Consider the following 21494-nt stretch of genomic DNA (forward strand, 5'->3'; position numbering starts at 1 on the left):
GGTTAATATAATGGCGAAAACAAAGAAATTAGGAATGGAATTACCATTAGAAGGTCGCTTTATCAGTGCTGAGTTTCCTATTTTACGTGAAAACCTGACAATCATTGACCAAGCCGTTTCTGATCTTGATGAAAAAGCAGATGGTAAAGCACCTTTACAGCACACTCATGTGATAAGTGAAGTAAGCGAGCTTGAAGATGCACTAAGTGGTAAGATGGCAGCAGATAAGACCTTTGCTTTAGTTGATTTAACTGATATCGAAGGTGCCAACGATGCAGCTGAAAATCATGTTTTATATAAATCAGGTGAGGATCACTTTGCATTTGGTACTGCTCAATCACTCGTAGGAGAACACCAGCATACGATTGAAGATATTGTAGGTCTTGAGGAGCATTTAGAAAGCATCAATGTAGATTTGAAAAATTATGGGCGCTTGTCAGGTAAAAATGAGTGGGAAGATACGAATGCTTTCAAAGGAAAAGTCAATATTGAAAAGGGTATTGAATTAACTGAAACCTCTTCTTTAACTTTGAAACAAAATGATAAAATAGTGACGAATTTAAATGCAACTGAAAGCTTGCTTAAAGGTCCCCTTAAAGTTGATGGTAAACTCGTTTATACCAAACCGCAAGCCGATAAAGCCATATCGGAAGCAATCGAAAAGCTGAAAGAGTCTTTACCTAATAAAAACACAAGTTTAATTGATAAGTTCATTGATTGGCCAGAGCTTGCTGATGCAGAATTAGTCTACACGCAAAGTGGGAGGATTGTGTGGCCAGATTGGATAACCGATGAAGCCATGGTTGAGATCCAAGCGTGGGGCGGTGGCGGTTCTGGTGGCGGTGCTAATATAACATATTTCGGTGGCGGCGGCGGTGGCGGTGGCTGCTCAGTATGGTATGGCCCTAAAAAACATTTAAATGGACATGAAAATTTTGTCATTGGTAAAGGGGGATCTTCTGTACAAAATAAAAATGAAACAGGCAATCCTGGAGGGAAAACAACTGTCGGACAGGATCTTATCGTAGCCGGAGGCGGTAGAGGCGGCTGGGGAGCCACTGACGTGGGGTCAGGACAAAGTGTTGATGGTGGAGCTGGAAAAACCATTACCGAATTAACGGACGGTCGCCCGGGTATTGCCAAAGGAGGCAATGGCAGTCCGGGAACGCAAGGATCCGCTAGATTTAAAAGTGGCTTTGGTGGTGATGCTGGAGGGGATACATCAAGGGGGGGCTGTGGAGGGACTGGCAGGGGTCATTTTATTTCAGGCAAACCAGGTTGTGGATTTGGTGGTGGCGGTGCTGGTTCTCATTTTCAACTTAATCCCAGCGGTCCTGGAGCTAACGGTGCTGTTCTTATACGAATATGGAAAAAACCATATGAAAAAGAATAGATAAATCTAAAATTATAAAGCTTTTAGTATTTAAGTTTGACAGGGAGTAATACAATGGCAAAAACAAAGAAGTTAACAATGGAGTTACCTTTAGAAGGCCGTTTTATTAGCACTGAATTTCCTATTACATGCGAAGATTTGATAATAATTGATCATGCGGTTTCTGATCTTGATGAAAAAGCAGATGGTAAAGCACCTTTACAGCACACTCATGTGATAAGTGAAGTAAGCGAGCTTGAAGATGCACTAAGTGGCAAGATGGCAGCAGATAAAACCTTTGCTCTGATTGATTTAACTGATGTTAAAGGTGCTAAGAATGCAGCTGAAAATCATGTTTTATATAAATCGGGTGAAGATCACTTTGCATTTGGCTCTGCTCTCTCACTCTTAGGCGAACATCAGCATACGATTGAAGATATTGTAGGTCTTGAGGAGCATTTAGAAAGCATCAACGAAGGATTAACAGGTTATGGGCGTTTGTCGGGTAAAAATGAATGGGAAGATACGAATGTTTTTAAAGGAAAAGTTAGTATTGAAGAAGGTGTTGAATTAACTGAAACCTCTTCTTTAACTTTGAAACAAAATGATAAAGTAGTGACACAGTTAAATGCAACTGAAAGCTTGCTTAAAGGGCCTCTTAAGGTTGATGGCAAACCCGTTTATACCAAATCGCAATTGGATGAAGCTATGTCAAAAGAAATCGAAAAACTGAAACAGTCTTTACCTGATGAAAGTACAGATTACTCTAATCTTGCTGATGCTGAGTTACTTATCACTCAAAGTATGAGAATCCAGTGGCCATATTGGGTAACTGATAAAACCAAAGTTGAGATCCAAGCATGGGGCGGTGGTGGAGGTGGCGGTACTGCAAAGAATAATGATTATCCTGCCGGTGGTGGAGGTGGTAGTGGTTGCGTAGCGTGGTATGGTTATAAATCAAGTTTGAATGGACATCACGATATCGTTATTGGTAGTGGGGGGGAAGGTCTTAAACCAGGCTATGGTGGCAGTTCTGGAGGACACACAATTATAGGCAATAATTTTATTGCCGTTGCAGGTGGGGGGGGTGGCAATCCTGGTACTACACAGAGCATAGGAAGCGGCGGATACGGAAGTAGAGGAGATAACTTTGGCTTGGTAACTGATGAACGCCCCGGTCTCGTCAAAGCTTGTAATGGTTATAGTGGAGGGCATGGAGAATATAAAACAAGAAGTGGTTTTGGTGGTAATGCAGGCAATGCCATAAAAGGAGCTACTGGAGAGCGGGGAAGTGGTTTAGGTAACCTTGTCTCAGGAGTTGGAGGGGCAGGTTATGGCGGTGGCGGTAGTGGTGCTCGTGGGATTAACGGTATCGGCGGCAAGGGAGCTAATGGTGCTGTCCTCATAAGACTATGGAAGAATTAATTAATGCTTTAAAGATTTTTACAAAGGAGTTTTTATGCAATACGCAGTTGTTGAAAATGGTGTGGTAACCAACATTATTGTTGCACCAGAGGATTATGTTTACCCATTTGAAGGTGAAGCCATTGTCTCAAATGAAGCCCAAATTGGTTGGACTTATAAAGACGGACAATTTTATCCTCCTGTTGATGAGGGAGGCGTTTTAGAGTCGTCTGTAGAGTTTGTGAAATAAATTGTATGAAAGGATAATCATCTAAGCTATAAGGCTTTCAAGAGGAATATTAAATTGTTGGTGCAAATTTTTAATCATACGCAGAGTTAATTTTCTTTTGCCGTTTAATATTTCATAAACACGATTTAAATGGCCAATTGCAGGAACTAAATCTTTAGCACTCAAGTTCATTTGCTCCATTCTAAATTTAATTGCTTCAATTGGATGAGGAGGAGAAACAGAAAAATGTTCCGTTTCATAAGCCTCAATTAACAAAACAAGGATCTCCATTTTATCAAATTCTGAGGTATTCATTTCAGGTTGATTATCAAACATTGTAGATACAATTTCTAATGCTTTTTGATAATCTTCTTCAGTGCGAATGGGTTTGATATTCATTGCTAAAACTCCTTTAATTCTACAGTATTAGCATCAATAGCATCGTATTGTTTATGCGTTCCTATGAACTTTATATAAAGCCAACCTGCTGGATAAAAAATTGATACAATTAAGCGATAGTCATTGCCTTTAATATTAAAAGCAACGCGATTATTTTTTAGTATGCTCGCACTTTTATATTTCTCTTTAATATCATGAGGAGAACGCCACTGTGCATTTTTTGCTTCATCTACCCACGCTTTTAAAGGTTGCTCAGCATCAGGATGTTGTATCCAAAAAGTTTGAAGTGTGGAAATTTTAATAATCTTCATAAGGATATCCTGACTTTTTATTTAGATTAGTACCATTTTGGGACTAAGTCAAGATCTTTTAGAAATTTCTCCAAGGCCAAATAGATTTATTTGGCCTTTATTTTTTATCAGCCAATCATTTTAAGGAGCACAAAGAATGGCATCAAGTTTTTTACATGGTGTTGAAGTCATTGAGAATGACGACGGCACACGTCCTATTACGCCAATTCAATCGGCAGTTATAGGCATTGTAGGTACAGCACCCAGTGCAGATGAGGACGTTTTTCCTCTTAACACACCGGTTTTAATATCGGGATCTCGTTTCAAAGCAGCCAAACTCGATAAATATAACTCAGGTAAAGGTACACTACCCAATGCTGTTGATCTGATTTTCAAACAAGCAGGTGCCATTGTTGTTGTAGTGCGAGTAGAAGAAAGCAAAGATGAAAACGAAACACTGGCGAATGTTTTAGGTGGCGTCAATGCCAATGGCGCTTACGAAGGTGTCCATGCTTTAATAGGAGCACAATCCATCGTTGGGCAAACGCCACGCATTCTGATTGCTCCTGGTTTTACTCACAAACGCCCTACTGGCGTGGATCGGATAAAAGTCACAGACGGAGGCAGTGGTTACACTAAGGCTACTGTTACAATAGAAGGCAATGCCAAGGCAACAGCTAGTGTTTGGAACAATAAAGTAGACTTCATTACTGTTAGTAAGAGTGGAAGTGGTTATGAAAAAGCACCCCGTGTCACCATTGAAGGTGATGGAGAAGGTGCCACAGCTGAAGCTACAATCAAAAAAATGTCTAATCCCGTAGCAGCAGAGCTGATTGGTATTGCTGAGCGTTTACGCGCTATTGTGGTGATTGATGGACCAAACACAACGGATGAAGAAGTTATTGAAGCGCGAAGAGATTTCGGTTCCAAGCGTGCTATCATAGCTGATCCATTTGTAAGCGTTTTGCGTAAAGGAAGAATTTTACAAGAACCAGCAAGTTCAGTAGTTGCCGGTATTATTGCTAAAACAGATTTCACTCACGGTTTTTGGCATTCTCCTTCAAACAAAGTGATCAATAGCATTAGTGGCACAGCACGGCCCATTGATTTTGCCATTGGTGACAGTTCTAGTCGTGCTAATTTGCTTAATGAAAAGAATATCACAACAATCATTCGTGAGAATGGCTATCGCTTATGGGGAAATCGCACACTTTCATCAGATCCAAAGTTTGCTTTTATATCCGTGGTGAGAACTGCAGATATGATCAATGATGCCATTTTGCATGGGCATATGTGGGCAGTCGATCGAAACATCACAAAGACTTACATGAGCGATGTGAGTGAAAGCGTTAATGCTTATTTGCGTGACTTGAAAACACAAGGCGCCATTATTGAAGGGCGTTGTTATCCCGACCCAGAACTTAATACACCAAGCGCCATTGAAAGCGGAAAAGTCTATTTCAATGTCGAATTCCAACCAACCACGCCAGCAGAACGTATTACGTTCCGTTCGCGTATTGTTAATGATTACATAGAGGAGATCCTTTAATGATTGCACCAAGAATACCAAGAGCTTTGAAGCATTTTAACATTTATGTTGATGGGATTCCCTATAGAGAAAAATGTGACAGTGTTACTTTACCAAGCTTAAATTTCGTTGTTGAAAGTTTCCGTGCAGGTGGCATGGATGCTCCCGTTGGAATCGAAATGGGAATGGAAGAGCTCACACTTTCTATGACTGTTGCAGATTGTTCTGACGAACTTCTAGGTCTTTTGGGTAAACCCAATATTGATATTTCTCTGCGTGGTGCAATTCAAGCACAAGGTGCAGCAGAAGAAGGAATTGTAATCTCCATGCGTGGATTTTGCAAGAGCTATGAACCTGGCCAATGGCAGCCTGGTGCTAAGTCTACCACAACAATCAATTATACATTGCATTATTTCAAATATGTTCAAAATGACAAGGAAATCGTTGAGATTGATATCTACAACATGGTGAGAAGATTCAATGGCGTTGATCAATTAGCAAAACATAGAGAACTTTTAGGAATGTAAAATGACTATAAAACAAAATATTACTTATAAATTGCTTTCGCCCATTAAAGTTGAAGGAAAAGAGCGCACTGAAATCACCTTACGCCCTCCAAAGGTAAAAGACGCTCAAGCTATTGAAAAAACAGAAGGTGTTGAGCAAACGGTAATTCTGATTTCACGTCTTTCTGAGTGGCCTGAAGAGGCTATTAGTGAACTTGCTATGATTGATATGATAAAGATCGGAAAAATATTGGAGGGTTTTATGAAGCGGCTGGGTATCTAACCTGGGAAACAGCCGCTAAACTCATGGCCGACATTGCTGTCGTGTTTCATTGGCCCCCATCAGAGATGATGGAAATGGAACCTCAAGAGCTCTGGTTTTGGCGCAATGAAGCCGCGGAAAGGTATAAGAAAAAATGAGTAAAACAGTTGCAGACGCTAAGGTGCGATTGACCCTTGAAGACAAGATAACCGCACCCATTAAACGTATTCAAAAGCGTTTGACGCACTTATCAAATAAACTATCAAATAAGTTTAAAATTCCTCGCCTTATAGCGGCAACACGCAAAATGACAGCAAGCTTAAAAGGGGTCAACAATGCTCTTGGTACAGTAACCAACCGTGTTTCTATGTTATCAGGAGCATTAGGCCTTGCTGGTGGCGGTCTTGCTGCAAGCTTGACTGCAGTGACTATGAAAACCATGCATATGGGGGATAGTCTTCACCACGCTTCACGCCATTTAGGTATGAGCGTTAAAGATCTTCAGTTATGGGGTGATGCAGCAGATAATTCAGGTTATTCTGCCGAGAAATTCCAACAATCTCTGGCTGTTTTAAACAGGCGTTCAGCACAAGCTTTAGCTGGACAAAGAAGAGGGATTATGGGGTTTCAAGCGCTTGGCATTTCTGTAAAAGATGCCTCTGGAGAGCTTAAATCAAACTCAGATCTATTGGAAGAAATTACCGATAAGATGAGTAAGATAGACAATCAAGCACAAAGACAACATATCGCCGCCTTGCTTTTTGGCGGCGATGGTAAAGAAATGGCCGCCATGCTCTCGCAAGGTATGGAGCCCATTAAAGAGTTATTTGAAAAGGCAAAAAAGAGCGGTTGGCTTATGGGGGCTGATGTTGCCCACTATGCCGCAGATTTAAGTGATAAGCTCGGGGCTTTTAAGAAAAAACTGGGTGGTGTTGCCACTTTTATTGGGGCACGGTTCATGCCGGTAATCAATGATATGATTGATGCCTTTTCAAAGCTGATTGATGAAAATCGTGATCTCATTCAAACAACTGTCGCAAATTGGGCGAAAACCTTAAAGAAAGCTATACGGGATTTATGTGATCCTACTTCTGAATTAAGGCAAAATATCACAAATGTTACAGAAAGTATTAAAGGCTGGTTTAAATGGTTAGAGCCACTCACTGGTGAAATAACTCTTTTTAAAATAGGTCTTGCAGCCCTTGTGGCCTTCATTGTGGGGCCACTGGTTTCAGCACTTGCTGTGGTTGGTGCAGCGTTTGTTACATTTGGTACAACTATTGTTACCCTTATTATGGGGCCACTTATAACAGCGATTTACACACTTACTACAGCCTTTTTTACATTTGGTACAGCCATTATGACTACACCTGTTGGGTGGATTGCGGCAGCTATTATAGGGCTTATTGCAGCAGGGGTCGCACTTTATGTCTATTGGGATAAAGTCAAGAAAGTGCTTACTATAGCACTCAATAAGATTTGCGATGCCTTTGTTAAGCTGGGTGACTTCATCATGAAGTATACGCTTATCGGTTATATCGTTAATGGTATTAAGAAGCTTGTTGCAACAGCTGTTTGGCTTTATGAAAATTGGGATGAGGTCATGGCCTCCTGTGGGCGGTTATGGGACTCTCTTGGGGAAACAATTAATCAATTTTTTGATTGGTTTTCTAATCTCAATTTATCTGAAGCCGGTTCCAATCTGATTATGGGCTTGTGGGATGGCATTAAAAGCAAATGGAATGCTATGGCACAATGGCTTCATGGTGCGGTGCAAAAATTAATGAGTTGGATGCCTGATTTTGTCAAAGACAAGTTAGGCTTCAACGTTACAGTAAGCAAAAGCACGACCGAGAGTTTAAAGAATCTCACACAAGAGACAACAACATACGCACAAAAGATTATTCATTCAACTGTTGTTCCAAACATCCCTCCTGAACAACGTGATTACAGAAATGGAGAATATGTTAACGATGGAGGCAAACAACCTTCCGTAGTGGTATTTCAAGCGCCTGAACCGATTATGCCATATAAGGAACATAATAATAAGCCCACTAATTTTGATGCATCTATTAAAACTGGCGATTTAATCATCAATGGGGGCAACGGCTCTCCACAAGAGATCAGTGCTGCTATCAAAAAAGCTCTTGCAGATCAGGCTAGACAGCAACGTTTAGCGATTAACTCAAGTTTTTCGGATTAAGCGTCATGATGTTAGCATTGGGGGATTTTATTTTTTCTGTTCAAACAGCTGCTTATCAAGAACTTGAGATGACTTATGATGTTCCATGGGTAGAACAAGGACGTCTGGGTAGTAAAGCAGCGTTTCAGTTGCCGGCCATTGCCAATGCAGAATATTCTTTATCAGGCGTGATTTGTCCGGGTTTTAAGAGAAGTTATGGCCAGTTAAACAGACTACGGAGTATGGCTCATATGGGGCCACATTTGCTGGTCAGTGGAAAAGGCAAAATTTTCGGCAAATTTGTTATTCTTTCCGTAGATGAAAAACAGAGCTTTTTTCGTCTAAACGGTGATCCACGCAAGCAAGAATTCACATTACAACTTAGAGAATATGGTGGAGATGGAGGCATTTGGTGAGTGATATTTACGTTACCAAAAATGGAGATATGGTTGATGCCATTTGCTGGAAACACTATCCAAAGGGTCAGCAAGCACTGGCTGTTGAGCGTGTTTATACAGCCAACCACAGACTGGCAGATCTTGGACCCATTTTAAAAGCGGGGGTCACAATTGTTTTACCTGCCCTTCCCTACCCTCAAGCAACACCTGTCATTAGGCTCTGGGGCAGCAAATAATGAAACCTTTCTGTAGGGTGATGTCTAATGGTGAGGATGTCACAAAAGCTTTAATGGATTATGTTCTATCCATTGAAATAACTGATGAAGCAGAAGACAAAAGTGATCGGATCACCATAGAACTCGATGACCGTGCTCGTATCAGTGATAATGGTTTTTTAGAGATCCCTTTAATTGGGACAGTTCTTTCTATAACACTTGGCTATGAAGACGGTAAAGCGCGTGACATGGGATCCTACCTGATTGATGAAATATCTGTCAGCAGTCCACCACAAAGTTTAAGTGTGACGGGACGAGCGGCTTCTATGAATACATCTTACCGAACTCCAAAAAGCCAGTCTTATCATCAGACAACACTAGGCAAGATCATTCAAGAAATAGCAACGCGCAATGGCTATATTCCCGAGATTGATCCTTCTCTTGCAAAGATTGTCGTACGTCACATTGATCAAACGGGTGAAAGCGATATGGCTTTTGCAGCACGTCTTGCTGCAGAATATGACGCTGTAACAAAACCTATGGATAGCAGACTTGTTCTGGCCAAACGTGGTGAAGGCAAGGCTACCACTGGAGAGATGTTGCCTGTGGTCGCTATTCATGAAAGGATGTGTAGCTCTTGGGATTTTAAATATAATGCACGCGATGAAGCAGGTGAAGCACAGGGCTTAACACCAGGTGAAGGGGATGATCAAAAAGCAGCATCAGCAGCACAAAACCCAGAAGATATTGAAGAGTATGATGAAGAAACATCCATTCATATGGATGAATCACCTTTGCGTTCATTAAAACCACTTCAAAAACAAGACAAAGTTGAAAAGCAAGAGGAAGAAAAAAAAGGAGGTGTGATAGCAACCTATCATGATTTACGCAGTGGTGAAAAGAAAGAGGTCAAAACCGGTCAGGCACCTTTTCATGAATTAAAATATACTTACCACAATCAATCAGAAGCTGTTGCTGCTATTGCTGCTTATCGTAATCAATCATTACGTGGTAAAGCGACCTTTTCGTGTGATATGGGCGGAGATCCGTTCATTCAATCTGAAATGAAGCTTATTCAAGCACCACCTTTCCGTCCTTACATTCCAGAGCAATGGCGCATTAAAAGTGTCAAACATCGGTTGGATACACAAGGCGGTTATACAACAAGCATAGAGTGTGAGCTATTTGATGAAGCGCAAGAGAATACGGCGCAAAACGTCACAAACACTACACCCGATAAAGATGACACAATAGATGATAACGCCCCACCTCATGCTTATGATGAAGGTGAAGGTGTTATTCATATGGAAGGGGAAGATACATGACAGAGATTGTAGAACAATTACTCAATGGTGACTGTAAAGCGCGTACCCAAGGTTTGATTAAATCTTTAGCACAAGAGATCGGGTGTGAAGAAACTGTAGTTTCTGCCATTATTTCTGTTGAGTCAAATGGTAAAGGTTTTGATGATGAAGGGCGTGTAAAAGTACTTTTTGAAAAACATCAGTTTTATAAGAATTTACCCCCTCATAAGCGTAAACAAGCTATTACAGAAGATCTTGCGAGACAGGAGTGGATCAGCCCTAAAGACGGGGGATATAAAGAACAAAAAACCAACACTCAAGCTTTGAAGTTGCTCATTGCAGCTATGACCATTGATGAAGAAGCTGCCTTAAAATCTGCTTCTTATGGTGCTGGTCAAATTATGGGAAATAACTATGGTATCCTTGGTTGGAATAGTGTCCAAGATTTTGTCACCAGCATGTGTTCGTGTGAAGACGAACAAATAAGAGCGATGTTTATTTTTTTCAAAAGACGTGGCCTTGCTTCAAGTTTACGAGACAAAGATTTTGATGCCATTGCACGCGTTTACAATGGCAGTGGTATGGTTAAAGAATATGGCCGACGCATGCGTAATGCTTATTGTGCCATCACAAAAAAATCAGCAGAGGTTAGTAATTCAGTTCGTGCCAATGGTTTACGACTAGGGTGTAAAGGCTACCGTGTTGAAGCGCTGCAAAAACGTCTCAATGATCTTGGTTATCCTGTTGCCATTGATAGTGATTATGGACCAGATACACGCAGTGCAATCTTTTCTTTTCAAGCTGATCATAATTTAGAAGTTGATGGTGTTGTTGGTACCAAAACTCAAGAAGCGCTTGACGTGGCCACTCCAATGATTAGTCCCCGTCGCTCTGGTGTAAGTATAGCGGATTTGAGAAAAAAGGGTACAAACATTATTAAAGATGCAGATAAAACCCAAACGGCGGGTTATGGTCTTGCTGCCACTTCAGCTCTCATGGGAGCAGAACAAATGGGGCTATTTGATAATCTTAAACTCTCTATAGGAAAAATGAGTGCTCTTGTAGAGCCACTTGTTCATATTGGTAAAGCAATCTCGGATCATTGGTGGATGGCTGCTATTTTTGTAGGATTGATTATTGTTCTCGTCTCAGATCGTGTCAAAAGAACTTATCTAAAAGATTACAAGAAAGGCAGAGCTATCTAAGTGCAAAAATACCTTGCGATTATACTTGATACATCCGCTGCTCTTTTCGAGATTTTGATGAATGTTTGTCAGATTGGAAAGAAAGTTGAACAGCACAAACAGACAGAGGAAGCTTTAAAGGCAGCCAAAACAAGGTTAAAAATAGAAGATGAGATTAACAAAAAAAGTGATGATAATGTGCGCGCTGATCTCTCTAACTGGCTGCGCGACAAATAAACATGCTTCTTGTGTGGGGTGGATGCCTATTTATTTAGACAGACAAGATCTCAATACGATCAGTCCAAACCTAGCACGAGACATTTTAAAGCATAATGAGCACGGTAAACAGTTATGTGAGTGGAAGCCTGTTAATAAAAAATCAGGGTGATTTTAATGCAGTTTGTTAAGACAAGTTGAAAAATCCTATTCCCTAACCTGATTATTTTATCCCTAACCTTAAAAAAATATCAATAAAATCAATAGGTTATATACTATAAATTAACGATTCGAATTCAGGTTCCCCAGCCATTTTGATTTAACGACTTTAATTTATGCGTCTTTCTCTCACGCTTATTAAAACTATAATTCTCTATCTCTAAAAACTAAATTCTTTGTTGAATTCAAAGGGGGATTCTTAAACGCTTGATTTTATAAAACAAATCTATTAATCTAAAGGACACTTTTATAAAAAGTGACAATAATAATTTCACAAACATTATATCTATATATCTAGGTATGGTTTGGTAAATAATGAGGGAATACAACAATGAAGCCAGAAACTATTGCGTCTGCTATGCATTCTATAACGTTGGCTTCAACAACGATAGGGACAATGGAAGCCTCTAACAATGGGGTGGAGCCAACACAGAAAATGGCAAAACCTATTCCTATTATCGAACCTATGCCTCATTATCCCCTTTCTGCAAATATCTCTGATATGATAGCACATATTAATGAGCTTATTAGTCAGAAAACGACAAAACTTGTTACAGAAATTAATCACGTTTTCTCGTTAGAAAAACATAAAGAGCAAAAAAAGCAATCAATTCAGCAAGGTGCAGTAATAGAACAAGAAGGATTCTATGAAGCAACAAGAGTAGTAGAAAGAGTAACTAATAATTAAAGTAGAGTCACATAGTCAGATTACTATTCATAACACCAAAGTAAGTTTGTGAATATTCTGATTTAGTCGCTAATGTAATATTTTGTTATCAATGTGATGAAAAATGCAAATAGAGCTTCTAGTAATGTGTAGCGATATTTATATTTCTGTTACATAATCAAATTATGTATAATTTCATTTCTTTCTAAACACATGATTGTAAAAACGCTCGAGTAAAAAATATAACAAGAATTGTCCATCACAAAATTCTTGCATAATATTAATCAATATACCCCCATACCCTTATTCTTTCCCGTAATCGTCACATCATTCAACTCAGCACTCGTCACCCCATTCCCCACATACACCCCATACTCACCCATAAAATTAATCGTCGAGTTCTCCCTAATCATCAGCCTCTCACCCTTCTCCATACTCACCCCTTTTGTGACCTGCAAAATCTTCACATCATCTAACGTCATCGTCATATCTGTCCCCCCCCACCGCATAGACCCCGTATCCACTTTCCTCTCCCGTAATCGTTGTCCCCGTCAAGCTAACATTCTTTATCCCTCCCTTCACATAAACGCCCCATCCACTCTCTTTAAAGTCAATGGTTGTTCCCTTTTCTATTATCAACGTCCCCCTCTCTGCATAGACCCCCGTCCCACTTCCCTTTCCCGTAATCACCGTCTGCGTCAACTCAGCACTCTTCACCTCTCCCCACACCCCAACCCCAACTCCATCCCCCACAAACTCAATCGTCGAACTCCCACTAATCGTCAAACTCTTACCTCCCTTCTCCATCATCACCCCCATTGCCACTCCTTTTATCCTCACATTATCCAACTTCACATCACCCCCCATCATCATCACCCCCGTACCCTTTCCATCTCCCGTAATCTCCACACCCATCAAACTCGCACTCTTCACCTCACTCCCCACCATCACCCCCGTTCCCGTAAACCCTTTTACCGACCCCTGATTCATTATCAACACCCCCTTCTCCACCCTCACCCCCGTTGCGAACCTTGAAATATCCACCCCTCCACTCAACGTCACACCCCCCTCCATATACACCCCCGTACCCTTTCCATCTCCCGTAATCTCCCCCTCAGTCATCTTAAACGTCCCCCCCTTCACATACACCCCCGTTTCAAACCTTGAAACCTCCACCCCTCCACTCAACTCAACCGTCCCCGAAGTATCCACAATCACCCCATAACTCCCTCCACTTCCCCCTCCCTGAATCGACCCCCCCATCATAGTAGCCTTCCCCGACCCCGTCACTCTAAGCCCCATCGTAGTTCCCACAATCGTCGCCCTCCCATTCACCTCTAACACCCCACTTCCCGACACCTCAGCCCCCACCGTAGTTCCCTGAATCGACCCCTTTGTCACCTCCAACGTCCCCTTTGTCACCCTCGCCCCCACTCCAACCCCCTCAATCGTCACCGTATTCAACATCAACGCCCCATCCCCCATCATCACCGCCCCCGTACTCCCACTTGCTAAATTAATCTTCGCCCCTACCCCCATCACAGTAGCATTAGCCGTCCCCTTATCTCCCATAAACACTATCCCCATACTTCCCTGAACCTTCACCTCTCCCCCCAACGTCACAGTCCCCCATCCTTCACCCCTATCCCCCCTCCATTAACCTTCACCCCATCAATCAACGTCACAGTCCCCCATTCTTCACCCCAATCACATAATCTCCCCTAACCCCAATCACCCCTTTAGTCACCGTAACAGAAGATCCCTTACCATCAGCCACTATCCCCTTATACACATTTTGAATATCAACCTCTCCCGCCAATACCAGCTTCCCTTGCTTTTCCACCTGAATCGCCGGCATCTTACTACTCTTATCCGTGATCGTCAGCTTATCTACTATCGTAATATCTGCCTTCGACCCATGCACCTTCACAGCAGGATTACTAGGCTCATCCTTCATATCTATAGTTCTCGGACCCCTCAGCGTCCCCCCATCACCCGTACCCCCATACCTCCCATCACACTCGATTTTCCCATTTGGATTATCACCACTCCTATCACCAGCCTCCCCAGTACCATAAGTATTAGTAAACCCATTACAATTCAGTGATTTGGCATACACTTTTGTTTGAGCCGTAATAAGAGCAAGACCCGCCAGAACAGCTGTCGAGAGAACACACAAACAAACATGATGTTTTAACACACAACGCATAACCATAAACCCATACATCCTCTTTAAATCACCCTGATTAAAAGAGACAAAATCTTCTTAAAAAAAAAGAAAAAACAAAAATGAAAACACACATGAATGGCTTGATCCCCAAATCAAACGCCCCCAGAAAGCCTTCTACAAAAAACATCAAAACAAAACAAAATGCTCTCTAAACACGATCCTAAACACAGACCCAAAATAAAAAATAAACCTACAAAACATAAAAGGGAAAATAAACACACCTAAACCATAACAACATCACACGGCCACCATTATTTACATAAACACCCCTTGCTTTATCCTGCCCATCGATTTTAATGCCTATTCCCTTAATATCCGCAGTGTTTAAAACCCTTTTACCCTCTTTGTCTACAACGCTATCTGCCTCGACCTTTAAGAAAGTAGCATCGGAATTACTACCCCTATACTTCATAGACAAATTATTTAACAAAACACTCCCCTGCTTGAGCAAAACACCGTGCTCTCTTTTAAACTCTATCGATCCTCCCACCATACTGACATTCCCCTTTACGATAGTCATACCCTCTGCAACCTCTTTCAAAGTAGTATCAACCATCAACAGCTGTCCATACCCCATCTTTATCCCCGTACCTTTATGACCAGACCCTGTAATATGGACATCATTTAATACAGCATACCCCTGATCAAAATAAATACCGTAGTCTCCCTTAAAACTAATGGATCCCTTACCCATCACCAGAAACCCATTCCCCATCACATAAGCCCCCGTTTTAACCCCCTCAATATTCACCCCCTTCATCATGACTTTTGCTGAGTGACTCACCTCCACCCCTGCCCCTGCCCCTACACCTTCAACTGTATCTTCAACTGTATTTGCAACTGTATCTTCAACTGCAACTGCAACTGTACCTTTATTCTCTTGTCTTGTAATTTTGAAACCACTTAAAAAAGCATTCCCCCCTGAAACACTGATACCATACCTTCCACTAAAGGTAACCGATCCTCCCACCATGTGGACAACCCCTTGTGAGATAGTCATACCCTTTGCAACATCTCTCAAGATAGTATCCTTCAACCGCACTGCTCCTCGTGTCATATACAGCCCCGTACCCTTTCCTTTTCCATCTCCCTCAATCGTCACCTTTTCTAAGAGAACCTTCCCTCCCATCGCATAGACCCCGTACCCACTTCCACTCCCCATAATCTTCGCCCCCGTCAAACGAGCATTCACCCCTCCCACCATCACCCCATATCCATCCTTAAACTCAATCTTCGTCCCATCCTCCACTGCCAACGTCCCACTCCCTGTCATAGCTACCCCTGTTCGTACATTTGAAATCTTTACTCCCCCACTCAACGTCACCGTCAGCTGACTTCCCTCAGCACTCACCCCCGTTTGTACCCCTGAAATATCCACCCCCTCCAACGTCACTATCCCACCCCCCACTGCATAGACCCCCACACTCACCCCATTATTCCTACCCCTCTCACTTCCAGTTCCCACAATCCTTGTTTTTGTCAAATAAGTACTCACCAATCCTTCAACCTTCACCCCATACTCACCCATAAAACTAATCTCTGTTGTCCCCCTAATCATCAGGCTCTTTCCTCCCCTCGCATAAACCCCTTTCCCAACCTTTGAAATCTCCACCTTCTCCAACGATATCGTCAACTCCCCATTCCCCGCCCCTCCCACCGCATACACCCCCGTGCCCATACCACTTTCCTCTCCCTTAATTGTCACATCATTCAAGTTAACACTCTTCACCAATTTCTCCACATAAACGCCCCATCCACTCTCTTTAAAGTCAATGGTTGTTCCCTTTTCTATTATCAACGTCCCCTTTTCCGCATACACCCCCGTTTTAACCTTTGAAATCCCCACCTTATCCAACATCATCTTTCCCGAGCTCTCCATTATGACCCCCACTCCCTTATCCTGTCCCGTAATCGTTGTCCCCTTCAACTCAGCCGTCACCTCACCCCCCACCATCACCCCATATCCACCCATAAACTCAATCCTCGAGTTCTCCCTAATCATCAAACTTTTACCCCCCATCACCCTCACCCCCGTTTGTACCTCTTTTATCGACCCCCCAGTAATCGTCAGACTTTTACCCTCCAACATCATCACCCCCATTTCAACCTTTGAAATCTCCACCTTATCCAACGTCATCGTCAAGTTCGTCCCCCCCATCCCATAGACCCCCATACCCTTTCCACTTCTCCCTCCTATAATCTTCACATCTTTCAACTCAGCCGTCACATCACCCCCCACCATCACCCCGTACCCACCCCCAATTGCTAAACTAATCCTCGTCACATTCTCCATCGTCAAGTTCCCTTTCCCCAACATCATCACCCCTATTTCAACCGCCTCAATCTTCACATCCGTCAAACCAACCTTCACATTTTCCGTCCCCATCGCATAGACCCCCGTACTCCCCTTTCCACTTCCCGTAATCGTCACATCATTCAACTCAGCCATCGCCGTATTCCCCAGATAGACCCCAACCCCATAATTTCCCGTAAAATCAACTGACCCTTTCTTCATCGTCAGCTTTTTACCCCCCCTCGCATACACCCCCATTGCCACCTGTGAAATATCCACCTTATCCAACGTCATCGTCAAGTTCGTCCCCCCCATCGCATGTATCCCCATACCCTTATTCTTTCCCGTAATCGTCACATCATTCAACTCAGCACTCGTCACCCCATTCCCCACATACACCCCATACTCACCCATAAAATTAATCGTTGAGTTCCTACTAATCATCAAACTTTTACCCCGCCCCATCACTACCCCCATTGCCACCTTTGAAATCCTCACATCGTCCAACGTCATCTCCAATGTCCCACCCCCCATCGCATACACCCCCATACTCCCAACTCCCCCACCCGTAATCACCGTCTGCGTCAAACTAACACTCTTCACCTCTCCCCACACCCCAACCCCAACTCCATCCCCCACAAACTCAATCGTCGAACTCCCACTAATCGTCAAACTCTTACCTTCCTTCTCCATATAGACCCCCATTTCAACCCCTTTTATCTCCACCTTATCCAACGTCATCGTCAAGTTCGTCCCCCCCTTCGCATACACCCCCGTACCCTTCCCTTTTCCATTCCCCCTAATCACCGTCCGCGTCAAACTCGCACTCTTCACCCCACTTCCCACATACACCCCATAATCCCCCATAAACTCAATCTTCGTCCCATCCTTCACCGTCAACCACCCACTTGACATAGCTATCCCCATTTGCACCTTTTTTATCTCCCCTCCACTGACCATCACATTCCCCCCCATCGCATGTATCCCCGTTCCCGTTCCTTTTCCATTCCCCTCAATCATCACCCTCACCAAATCAGCTTTTGTCACCTTGTCCCCCATATACACCCCATAATCCCCCATAAAACTAATCGTCGAGCTTCCACTAATCATCAGACTCTCCCCCTTCATCATAACTATGCCCGTTTGTACCTCTTTGATCGACCCCCCAGTAATCGTCAGACTTTTACCCCCCCATCACCCTCACTCCCGTTCCAACCCTTGAAATCGTCACCCCCTCCAACCTCATCGCCATCCCCGTCCCCCCCCTCGCATACACCCCCTGACCACTTCCCCTTCCTGTAATCCTCATCCCCTTCAAACTCGCATTTGTCACCAAACTCCCCATATACACCCCATAATCCCCCATAAAACTAATCGTCGAGCTTCCACTAATCATCAGACTCTCCCCCTTCATCATAACTATGCCCGTTTGTACCTCTTTGATCGACCCCCCAGTAATCGTCAGACTTTTACCCCCCATCACCCTCACTCCCGTTCCAACCCTTGAAATCGTCACCCCCTCCAACCTCATCGCCATCCCCGTCCCCCCCTCGCATACACCCCCTGACCACTTCCCCTTCCTGTAATCCTCATCCCCATCAAACTCGCATTTGTCACCAAACTCCCCACATAGACCCCATAGTTACCCCAACTTGCTAAACTAATCGTCGACCCTCCCTCCATCCTAAACACCCCCTTCTTCGCATACACCCCCACTCCAACCTTTGAAATCCTCACATCCGTCATCGTCATCGCCATCCCCGTCCCCCCCACCGCATATATCCCCGTTCCCGTTCCTTTTCCATTCCCCTCAATCATCACCCTCACCAAATCAGCTTTTGTCACCCCATTCCCCACATACACCCCATACTCACCCATAAAATTAATCGTCGAGTTCTCCCTAATCATCAGACTCTCCCCCTTCATCATAGCTACCCCCGTTTGTACCTCTTTTATCGACCCCCCAGTAATCGTCAGACTTTTACCCCCCATCACCCTCACCCCCGTTTTAACCCTTGAAATATTCACCATATTCAACATCACATCACCCCCCATCATCATCACCCCAATCCCCTTATCTCCATCTCCCGTAATCTTCGCCCCCATCAAACTCGCACTCGTCACCCCATCCCCCACAATCACCCCCGTTCCCGTAAACTCTGTTACCGACCCCCCAGTCATCTTAAACACCCCCTTCCCCATCATCACCCCCATTGCCACATTTGAAATCCTCACATCCGTCATCGTCATCGCCATCCCCGTCCCCCCCTTCGCATACACCCCCGTACCCTTCCCTTTTCCATTCCCCCTAATCACCGTCCCCGTCAAACTCGCACTCTTCACCCCACTTCCCATATACACCCCATAATCCCCCATAAACTCAATCTTCGTCCCATCCTTCACCGTCAACCACCCACTTGACATAGCTACCCCCGTTTGTACCTCTTTTATCGACCCCCCACTAATCATCAAACTTTTACCCCGCCCCATCACTACCCCCGTTTTAACCTTTGAAATCTCCACCTTATCCAACGTCATCTCCAATGTCCCACCCCCCATCGCATGTATCCCCGTACCCTTATTCTGTCCCGTAATCGTCACCCTTGTCAAATCAGCTTTTGTCACCCCATCCCCCACCATCACCCCCGTTCCCGTAAAATCTGTTACAGACCCCTGATTCATTATCAACGTCCCCTTCTCCACCTCCACCCCCACTCCAACCTTTGAAATCGTCACCATATTCAACGTCACATTCCCTCCCCTCGCATAGACCCCCGTACTCCCACTTCCCCCTCCCGTAATCGTTGTCCCCGTCAAACTCGCACTCGTCACCCCATCCCCCACCATCACCCCCGTTCCCGTAAAATCTGTTACAGACCCCTGATTCATTATCAACACCCCCTTTTCCACCTCCACCCCCATTTCAACCTGTGAAATATTCACCTTATCCAACCTCATCGCCATCCCCGTCCCCCCCTTCGCATACACCCCAATCCCCTTATCTCCCCCTCCCGTAATCTCCACACCCATCAAACTCGCACTCTTCACCTCACTCCCCACCATCACCCCCGTTCCCGTAAACTCTGTTACAGACCCCCCAGCCATTGTCAAGCTCTTCGCCCTCTCCACCCTCACCCCCGTCTCAACCCCTTTTATCTCCACCCTCTCCAACGTCATCTCCAACGTCTCACCCCCCTCCATATACACCCCCGTACCCTTCCCTTTTCCATTCCCCCTAATCACCGTCCCCATCAAACTCGCACTCTTCACCCCATCCCCCACCATCACCCCATATCCCGTAAACTCTGTTACCGACCCCTCAGTCATCTTAAACGTCCCCCCCTTCTCCACCCTCACCCCCGTTTTAACCTTTAAAATATTCACCATATTCAAAGTCACATCATCCCCCACCGCATATATCCCCGTGCCCTGACTATTTCCCATTCCCGTAATCGACCCCCCAGTCATCTTAAACGTCCCCCCCTTCACATACACCCCCATCTTAAACCTTGAAATCTCCACCTCACTCAACGTCACATTCCCCGAGCTCTCCACAATCACCCCATAACTCCCAGTCCCACCTCCCTGAATCGATCCCCCCACCATAGTAGCACTCCCCTTCCCCGTCACACTAAGCCCCACCGTAGTTCCCTGAATCGACCCCTTTATCACCTCCAACGTCCCCTTTGTCACCCTCGCCCCCATTTCAACCCTTGAAATATTCACCATATTCAACATCAACGCCCCATCCGTCACATCAGCCCCAATACTCCCCCTCCCTGAATCGTCATATTCATCACAGTAGCATTAGCTCCCCCCGTCCCCTGCATTATCACTCCCGTACCCCCACTTGCTAAATTAATCTTCGCCCCTACCCCCATCACAGTAGCATTAGCCACCCCATTCCCCATAAACACTATCCCCATACTTCCCTGAACCGTCACCCCCCTCATCAACGTCACCTCTCCCCCATTCTTCACCCCAATCACATAATCTCCCCTAACCCCAATCACCCCTTTAGTCACAATAACAGAAGACTTTGAATCCTTAACCAATATCCCCTTATACACCCCTGTAGCATTGACATCATTCAACGTCAGCTTCCCCTGCCTTTCCACCTGAATCGCCGGATTAGTATTACGCTTACCATTATCCGTGATCGTCAGCTTACCTACTATCGTAATCACAGCCCTCCCCCCATGCACCTTCACAGCAGGCTTAAGATCCTTACCCATATCTATATCTCGATTACCACTCAGCTCCCCATTACTACCACCTATACCACCCATCACCCTCTGATACTGCCCCCTCATACTCACCCTCCCATACCCCCCCTCATACACCCCATCCCCATCACACTCGATTTTCCCAGTTTCACTATCACCCCTAGGATCACCAGCCTCCCCACTAGCACTAGTATTAGTAAACCCATTACAATTCAGTGATTTGGCATACACTTTTGTTTGAGCTGTAATAAGAGCAAGACCCGCCAGAACAGCTGTCGAGAGAACACACAAACAAACATGATGTTTTAACACACAACGCATAACCATAAACCCATACATCCTCTTTAAATCACCCTGATTAAAAGAGACA

Annotated in this window: 23 protein-coding genes; 14 read left to right on the forward strand and 9 right to left on the reverse strand. The window is 44.1% G+C overall.

What is annotated here, in order from left to right; genetic code table 11:
• Positions 1–10 precede the first annotated feature (10 nt).
• The 3 genes from BscR1v2_RS05930 to BscR1v2_RS05940 are packed head-to-tail and all read left to right on the forward strand — an operon-like array spanning position 11 to position 3026.
• The gene (locus BscR1v2_RS05930; RefSeq protein WP_078690068.1) at positions 11–1393 is read left to right on the forward strand and encodes a Bgr_08870 family protein; all 1383 of its coding nucleotides are present in this window, start codon (positions 11–13) and stop codon (positions 1391–1393) included.
• Between the two features lie 54 nt (positions 1394–1447).
• The gene (locus BscR1v2_RS05935) at positions 1448–2797 is read left to right on the forward strand and encodes a Bgr_08870 family protein (protein WP_078690069.1); all 1350 of its coding nucleotides are present in this window, start codon (positions 1448–1450) and stop codon (positions 2795–2797) included.
• Positions 2798–2831: 34 nt separating this feature from the next.
• Positions 2832–3026 carry a hypothetical protein gene (locus BscR1v2_RS05940; RefSeq protein WP_078690070.1) on the forward strand — a complete coding sequence of 65 codons (195 nt, stop codon included), beginning with the start codon at positions 2832–2834 and terminating at the stop codon, positions 3024–3026.
• 21 nt (positions 3027–3047) lie between these two features.
• Here BscR1v2_RS05940 and BscR1v2_RS05945 read toward each other — a convergent pair whose 3' ends face one another.
• Together BscR1v2_RS05945 and BscR1v2_RS05950 are read right to left on the reverse strand one after the other, a co-directional pair.
• Entirely contained in the window at positions 3048–3404 is a 357-nt protein-coding gene (locus tag BscR1v2_RS05945) for a helix-turn-helix domain-containing protein (RefSeq protein ID WP_078690071.1), read from the reverse strand.
• Between the two features lie 2 nt (positions 3405–3406).
• Positions 3407–3715 carry a type II toxin-antitoxin system HigB family toxin gene (locus BscR1v2_RS05950; protein WP_182480103.1) on the reverse strand — a complete coding sequence of 103 codons (309 nt, stop codon included), beginning with the start codon at positions 3713–3715 and terminating at the stop codon, positions 3407–3409.
• A 136-nt stretch (positions 3716–3851) separates the two neighbouring features.
• Between BscR1v2_RS05950 and BscR1v2_RS05955 the strand changes: the two genes are divergently transcribed.
• The 11 genes from BscR1v2_RS05955 to BscR1v2_RS06010 all read left to right on the forward strand — a co-directional run bounded on the left by BscR1v2_RS05955 (position 3852) and on the right by BscR1v2_RS06010 (position 12396).
• Positions 3852–5243 (forward strand): phage tail sheath C-terminal domain-containing protein, encoded by a 1392-nt coding sequence (locus tag BscR1v2_RS05955; protein WP_078690072.1) that lies wholly within the window; start codon positions 3852–3854, stop codon positions 5241–5243.
• Positions 5243–5749 (forward strand): phage major tail tube protein, encoded by a 507-nt coding sequence (locus tag BscR1v2_RS05960; protein ID WP_078690073.1) that lies wholly within the window; start codon positions 5243–5245, stop codon positions 5747–5749. The genes BscR1v2_RS05955 and BscR1v2_RS05960 overlap by 1 nt, the downstream gene beginning before the upstream one ends.
• Before the next feature lies 1 nt (position 5750).
• The gene (locus BscR1v2_RS05965) at positions 5751–6011 is read left to right on the forward strand and encodes a phage tail assembly protein (protein WP_078690074.1); all 261 of its coding nucleotides are present in this window, start codon (positions 5751–5753) and stop codon (positions 6009–6011) included.
• Between the two features lie 23 nt (positions 6012–6034).
• On the forward strand, positions 6035–6148 hold the full coding sequence (locus tag BscR1v2_RS08570; RefSeq protein ID WP_078690075.1) for a GpE family phage tail protein: 114 nt from the start codon (positions 6035–6037) through the stop codon (positions 6146–6148).
• Positions 6145–8193, forward strand: coding sequence for a phage tail tape measure protein (locus BscR1v2_RS05975; protein WP_078690076.1), 2049 nt, complete (start codon positions 6145–6147; stop codon positions 8191–8193). Before BscR1v2_RS08570 ends, BscR1v2_RS05975 begins: the two co-directional genes overlap by 4 nt.
• 5 nt (positions 8194–8198) lie before the next feature.
• Positions 8199–8588, forward strand: a complete 390-nt coding sequence (locus BscR1v2_RS05980) for a phage tail protein (RefSeq protein ID WP_010704196.1) — start codon at positions 8199–8201, stop codon at positions 8586–8588.
• Positions 8585–8806 (forward strand): tail protein X, encoded by a 222-nt coding sequence (locus BscR1v2_RS05985; protein WP_010704197.1) that lies wholly within the window; start codon positions 8585–8587, stop codon positions 8804–8806. The genes BscR1v2_RS05980 and BscR1v2_RS05985 overlap by 4 nt, the downstream gene beginning before the upstream one ends.
• Complete coding sequence (locus tag BscR1v2_RS05990) at positions 8806–10110, forward strand: contractile injection system protein, VgrG/Pvc8 family (RefSeq protein WP_078690077.1); 1305 nt, start codon at positions 8806–8808, stop codon at positions 10108–10110. Before BscR1v2_RS05985 ends, BscR1v2_RS05990 begins: the two co-directional genes overlap by 1 nt.
• Positions 10107–11294 carry an N-acetylmuramidase domain-containing protein gene (locus BscR1v2_RS05995; RefSeq protein ID WP_078690078.1) on the forward strand — a complete coding sequence of 396 codons (1188 nt, stop codon included), beginning with the start codon at positions 10107–10109 and terminating at the stop codon, positions 11292–11294. The genes BscR1v2_RS05990 and BscR1v2_RS05995 overlap by 4 nt, the downstream gene beginning before the upstream one ends.
• A complete protein-coding gene (locus BscR1v2_RS06000) occupies positions 11295–11510 on the forward strand; it encodes a hypothetical protein (RefSeq protein ID WP_153301993.1) in 216 nt (71 codons plus the stop codon). It begins immediately after the preceding gene.
• A gap of 529 nt (positions 11511–12039) precedes the next feature.
• Positions 12040–12396: a hypothetical protein gene (locus BscR1v2_RS06010; protein WP_078690080.1), complete on the forward strand. Its 357-nt coding sequence runs from the start codon at positions 12040–12042 to the stop codon at positions 12394–12396.
• A 263-nt stretch (positions 12397–12659) separates the two neighbouring features.
• Here BscR1v2_RS06010 and BscR1v2_RS06015 read toward each other — a convergent pair whose 3' ends face one another.
• The 7 genes from BscR1v2_RS06015 to BscR1v2_RS06045 all read right to left on the reverse strand — a co-directional run bounded on the left by BscR1v2_RS06015 (position 12660) and on the right by BscR1v2_RS06045 (position 21463).
• Positions 12660–12863, reverse strand: coding sequence for a hypothetical protein (locus BscR1v2_RS06015; protein ID WP_078690081.1), 204 nt, complete (start codon positions 12861–12863; stop codon positions 12660–12662).
• Positions 12844–13998: a hypothetical protein gene (locus BscR1v2_RS06020; protein WP_153301995.1), complete on the reverse strand. Its 1155-nt coding sequence runs from the start codon at positions 13996–13998 to the stop codon at positions 12844–12846. Before BscR1v2_RS06020 ends, BscR1v2_RS06015 begins: the two co-directional genes overlap by 20 nt.
• Before the next feature lie 58 nt (positions 13999–14056).
• On the reverse strand, positions 14057–14602 hold the full coding sequence (locus BscR1v2_RS06025; protein ID WP_078690083.1) for a hypothetical protein: 546 nt from the start codon (positions 14600–14602) through the stop codon (positions 14057–14059).
• A 193-nt stretch (positions 14603–14795) separates the two neighbouring features.
• The gene (locus BscR1v2_RS06030; RefSeq protein ID WP_078690084.1) at positions 14796–18029 is read right to left on the reverse strand and encodes a right-handed parallel beta-helix repeat-containing protein; all 3234 of its coding nucleotides are present in this window, start codon (positions 18027–18029) and stop codon (positions 14796–14798) included.
• A 52-nt stretch (positions 18030–18081) separates the two neighbouring features.
• Positions 18082–18435, reverse strand: a complete 354-nt coding sequence (locus BscR1v2_RS06035) for a right-handed parallel beta-helix repeat-containing protein (RefSeq protein ID WP_153301996.1) — start codon at positions 18433–18435, stop codon at positions 18082–18084.
• A complete protein-coding gene (locus BscR1v2_RS06040; protein ID WP_078690086.1) occupies positions 18426–20654 on the reverse strand; it encodes a right-handed parallel beta-helix repeat-containing protein in 2229 nt (742 codons plus the stop codon). The genes BscR1v2_RS06035 and BscR1v2_RS06040 overlap by 10 nt, the downstream gene beginning before the upstream one ends.
• Positions 20651–21463, reverse strand: coding sequence for a hypothetical protein (locus BscR1v2_RS06045; protein ID WP_078690087.1), 813 nt, complete (start codon positions 21461–21463; stop codon positions 20651–20653). Before BscR1v2_RS06045 ends, BscR1v2_RS06040 begins: the two co-directional genes overlap by 4 nt.
• Positions 21464–21494 lie beyond the last annotated feature (31 nt).

Origin of the sequence: Bartonella schoenbuchensis R1 (genome assembly GCF_002022685.1) — a bacterium.
In the GTDB taxonomy this organism is placed as follows: Bacteria; Pseudomonadota; Alphaproteobacteria; order Rhizobiales; family Rhizobiaceae; genus Bartonella; species Bartonella schoenbuchensis.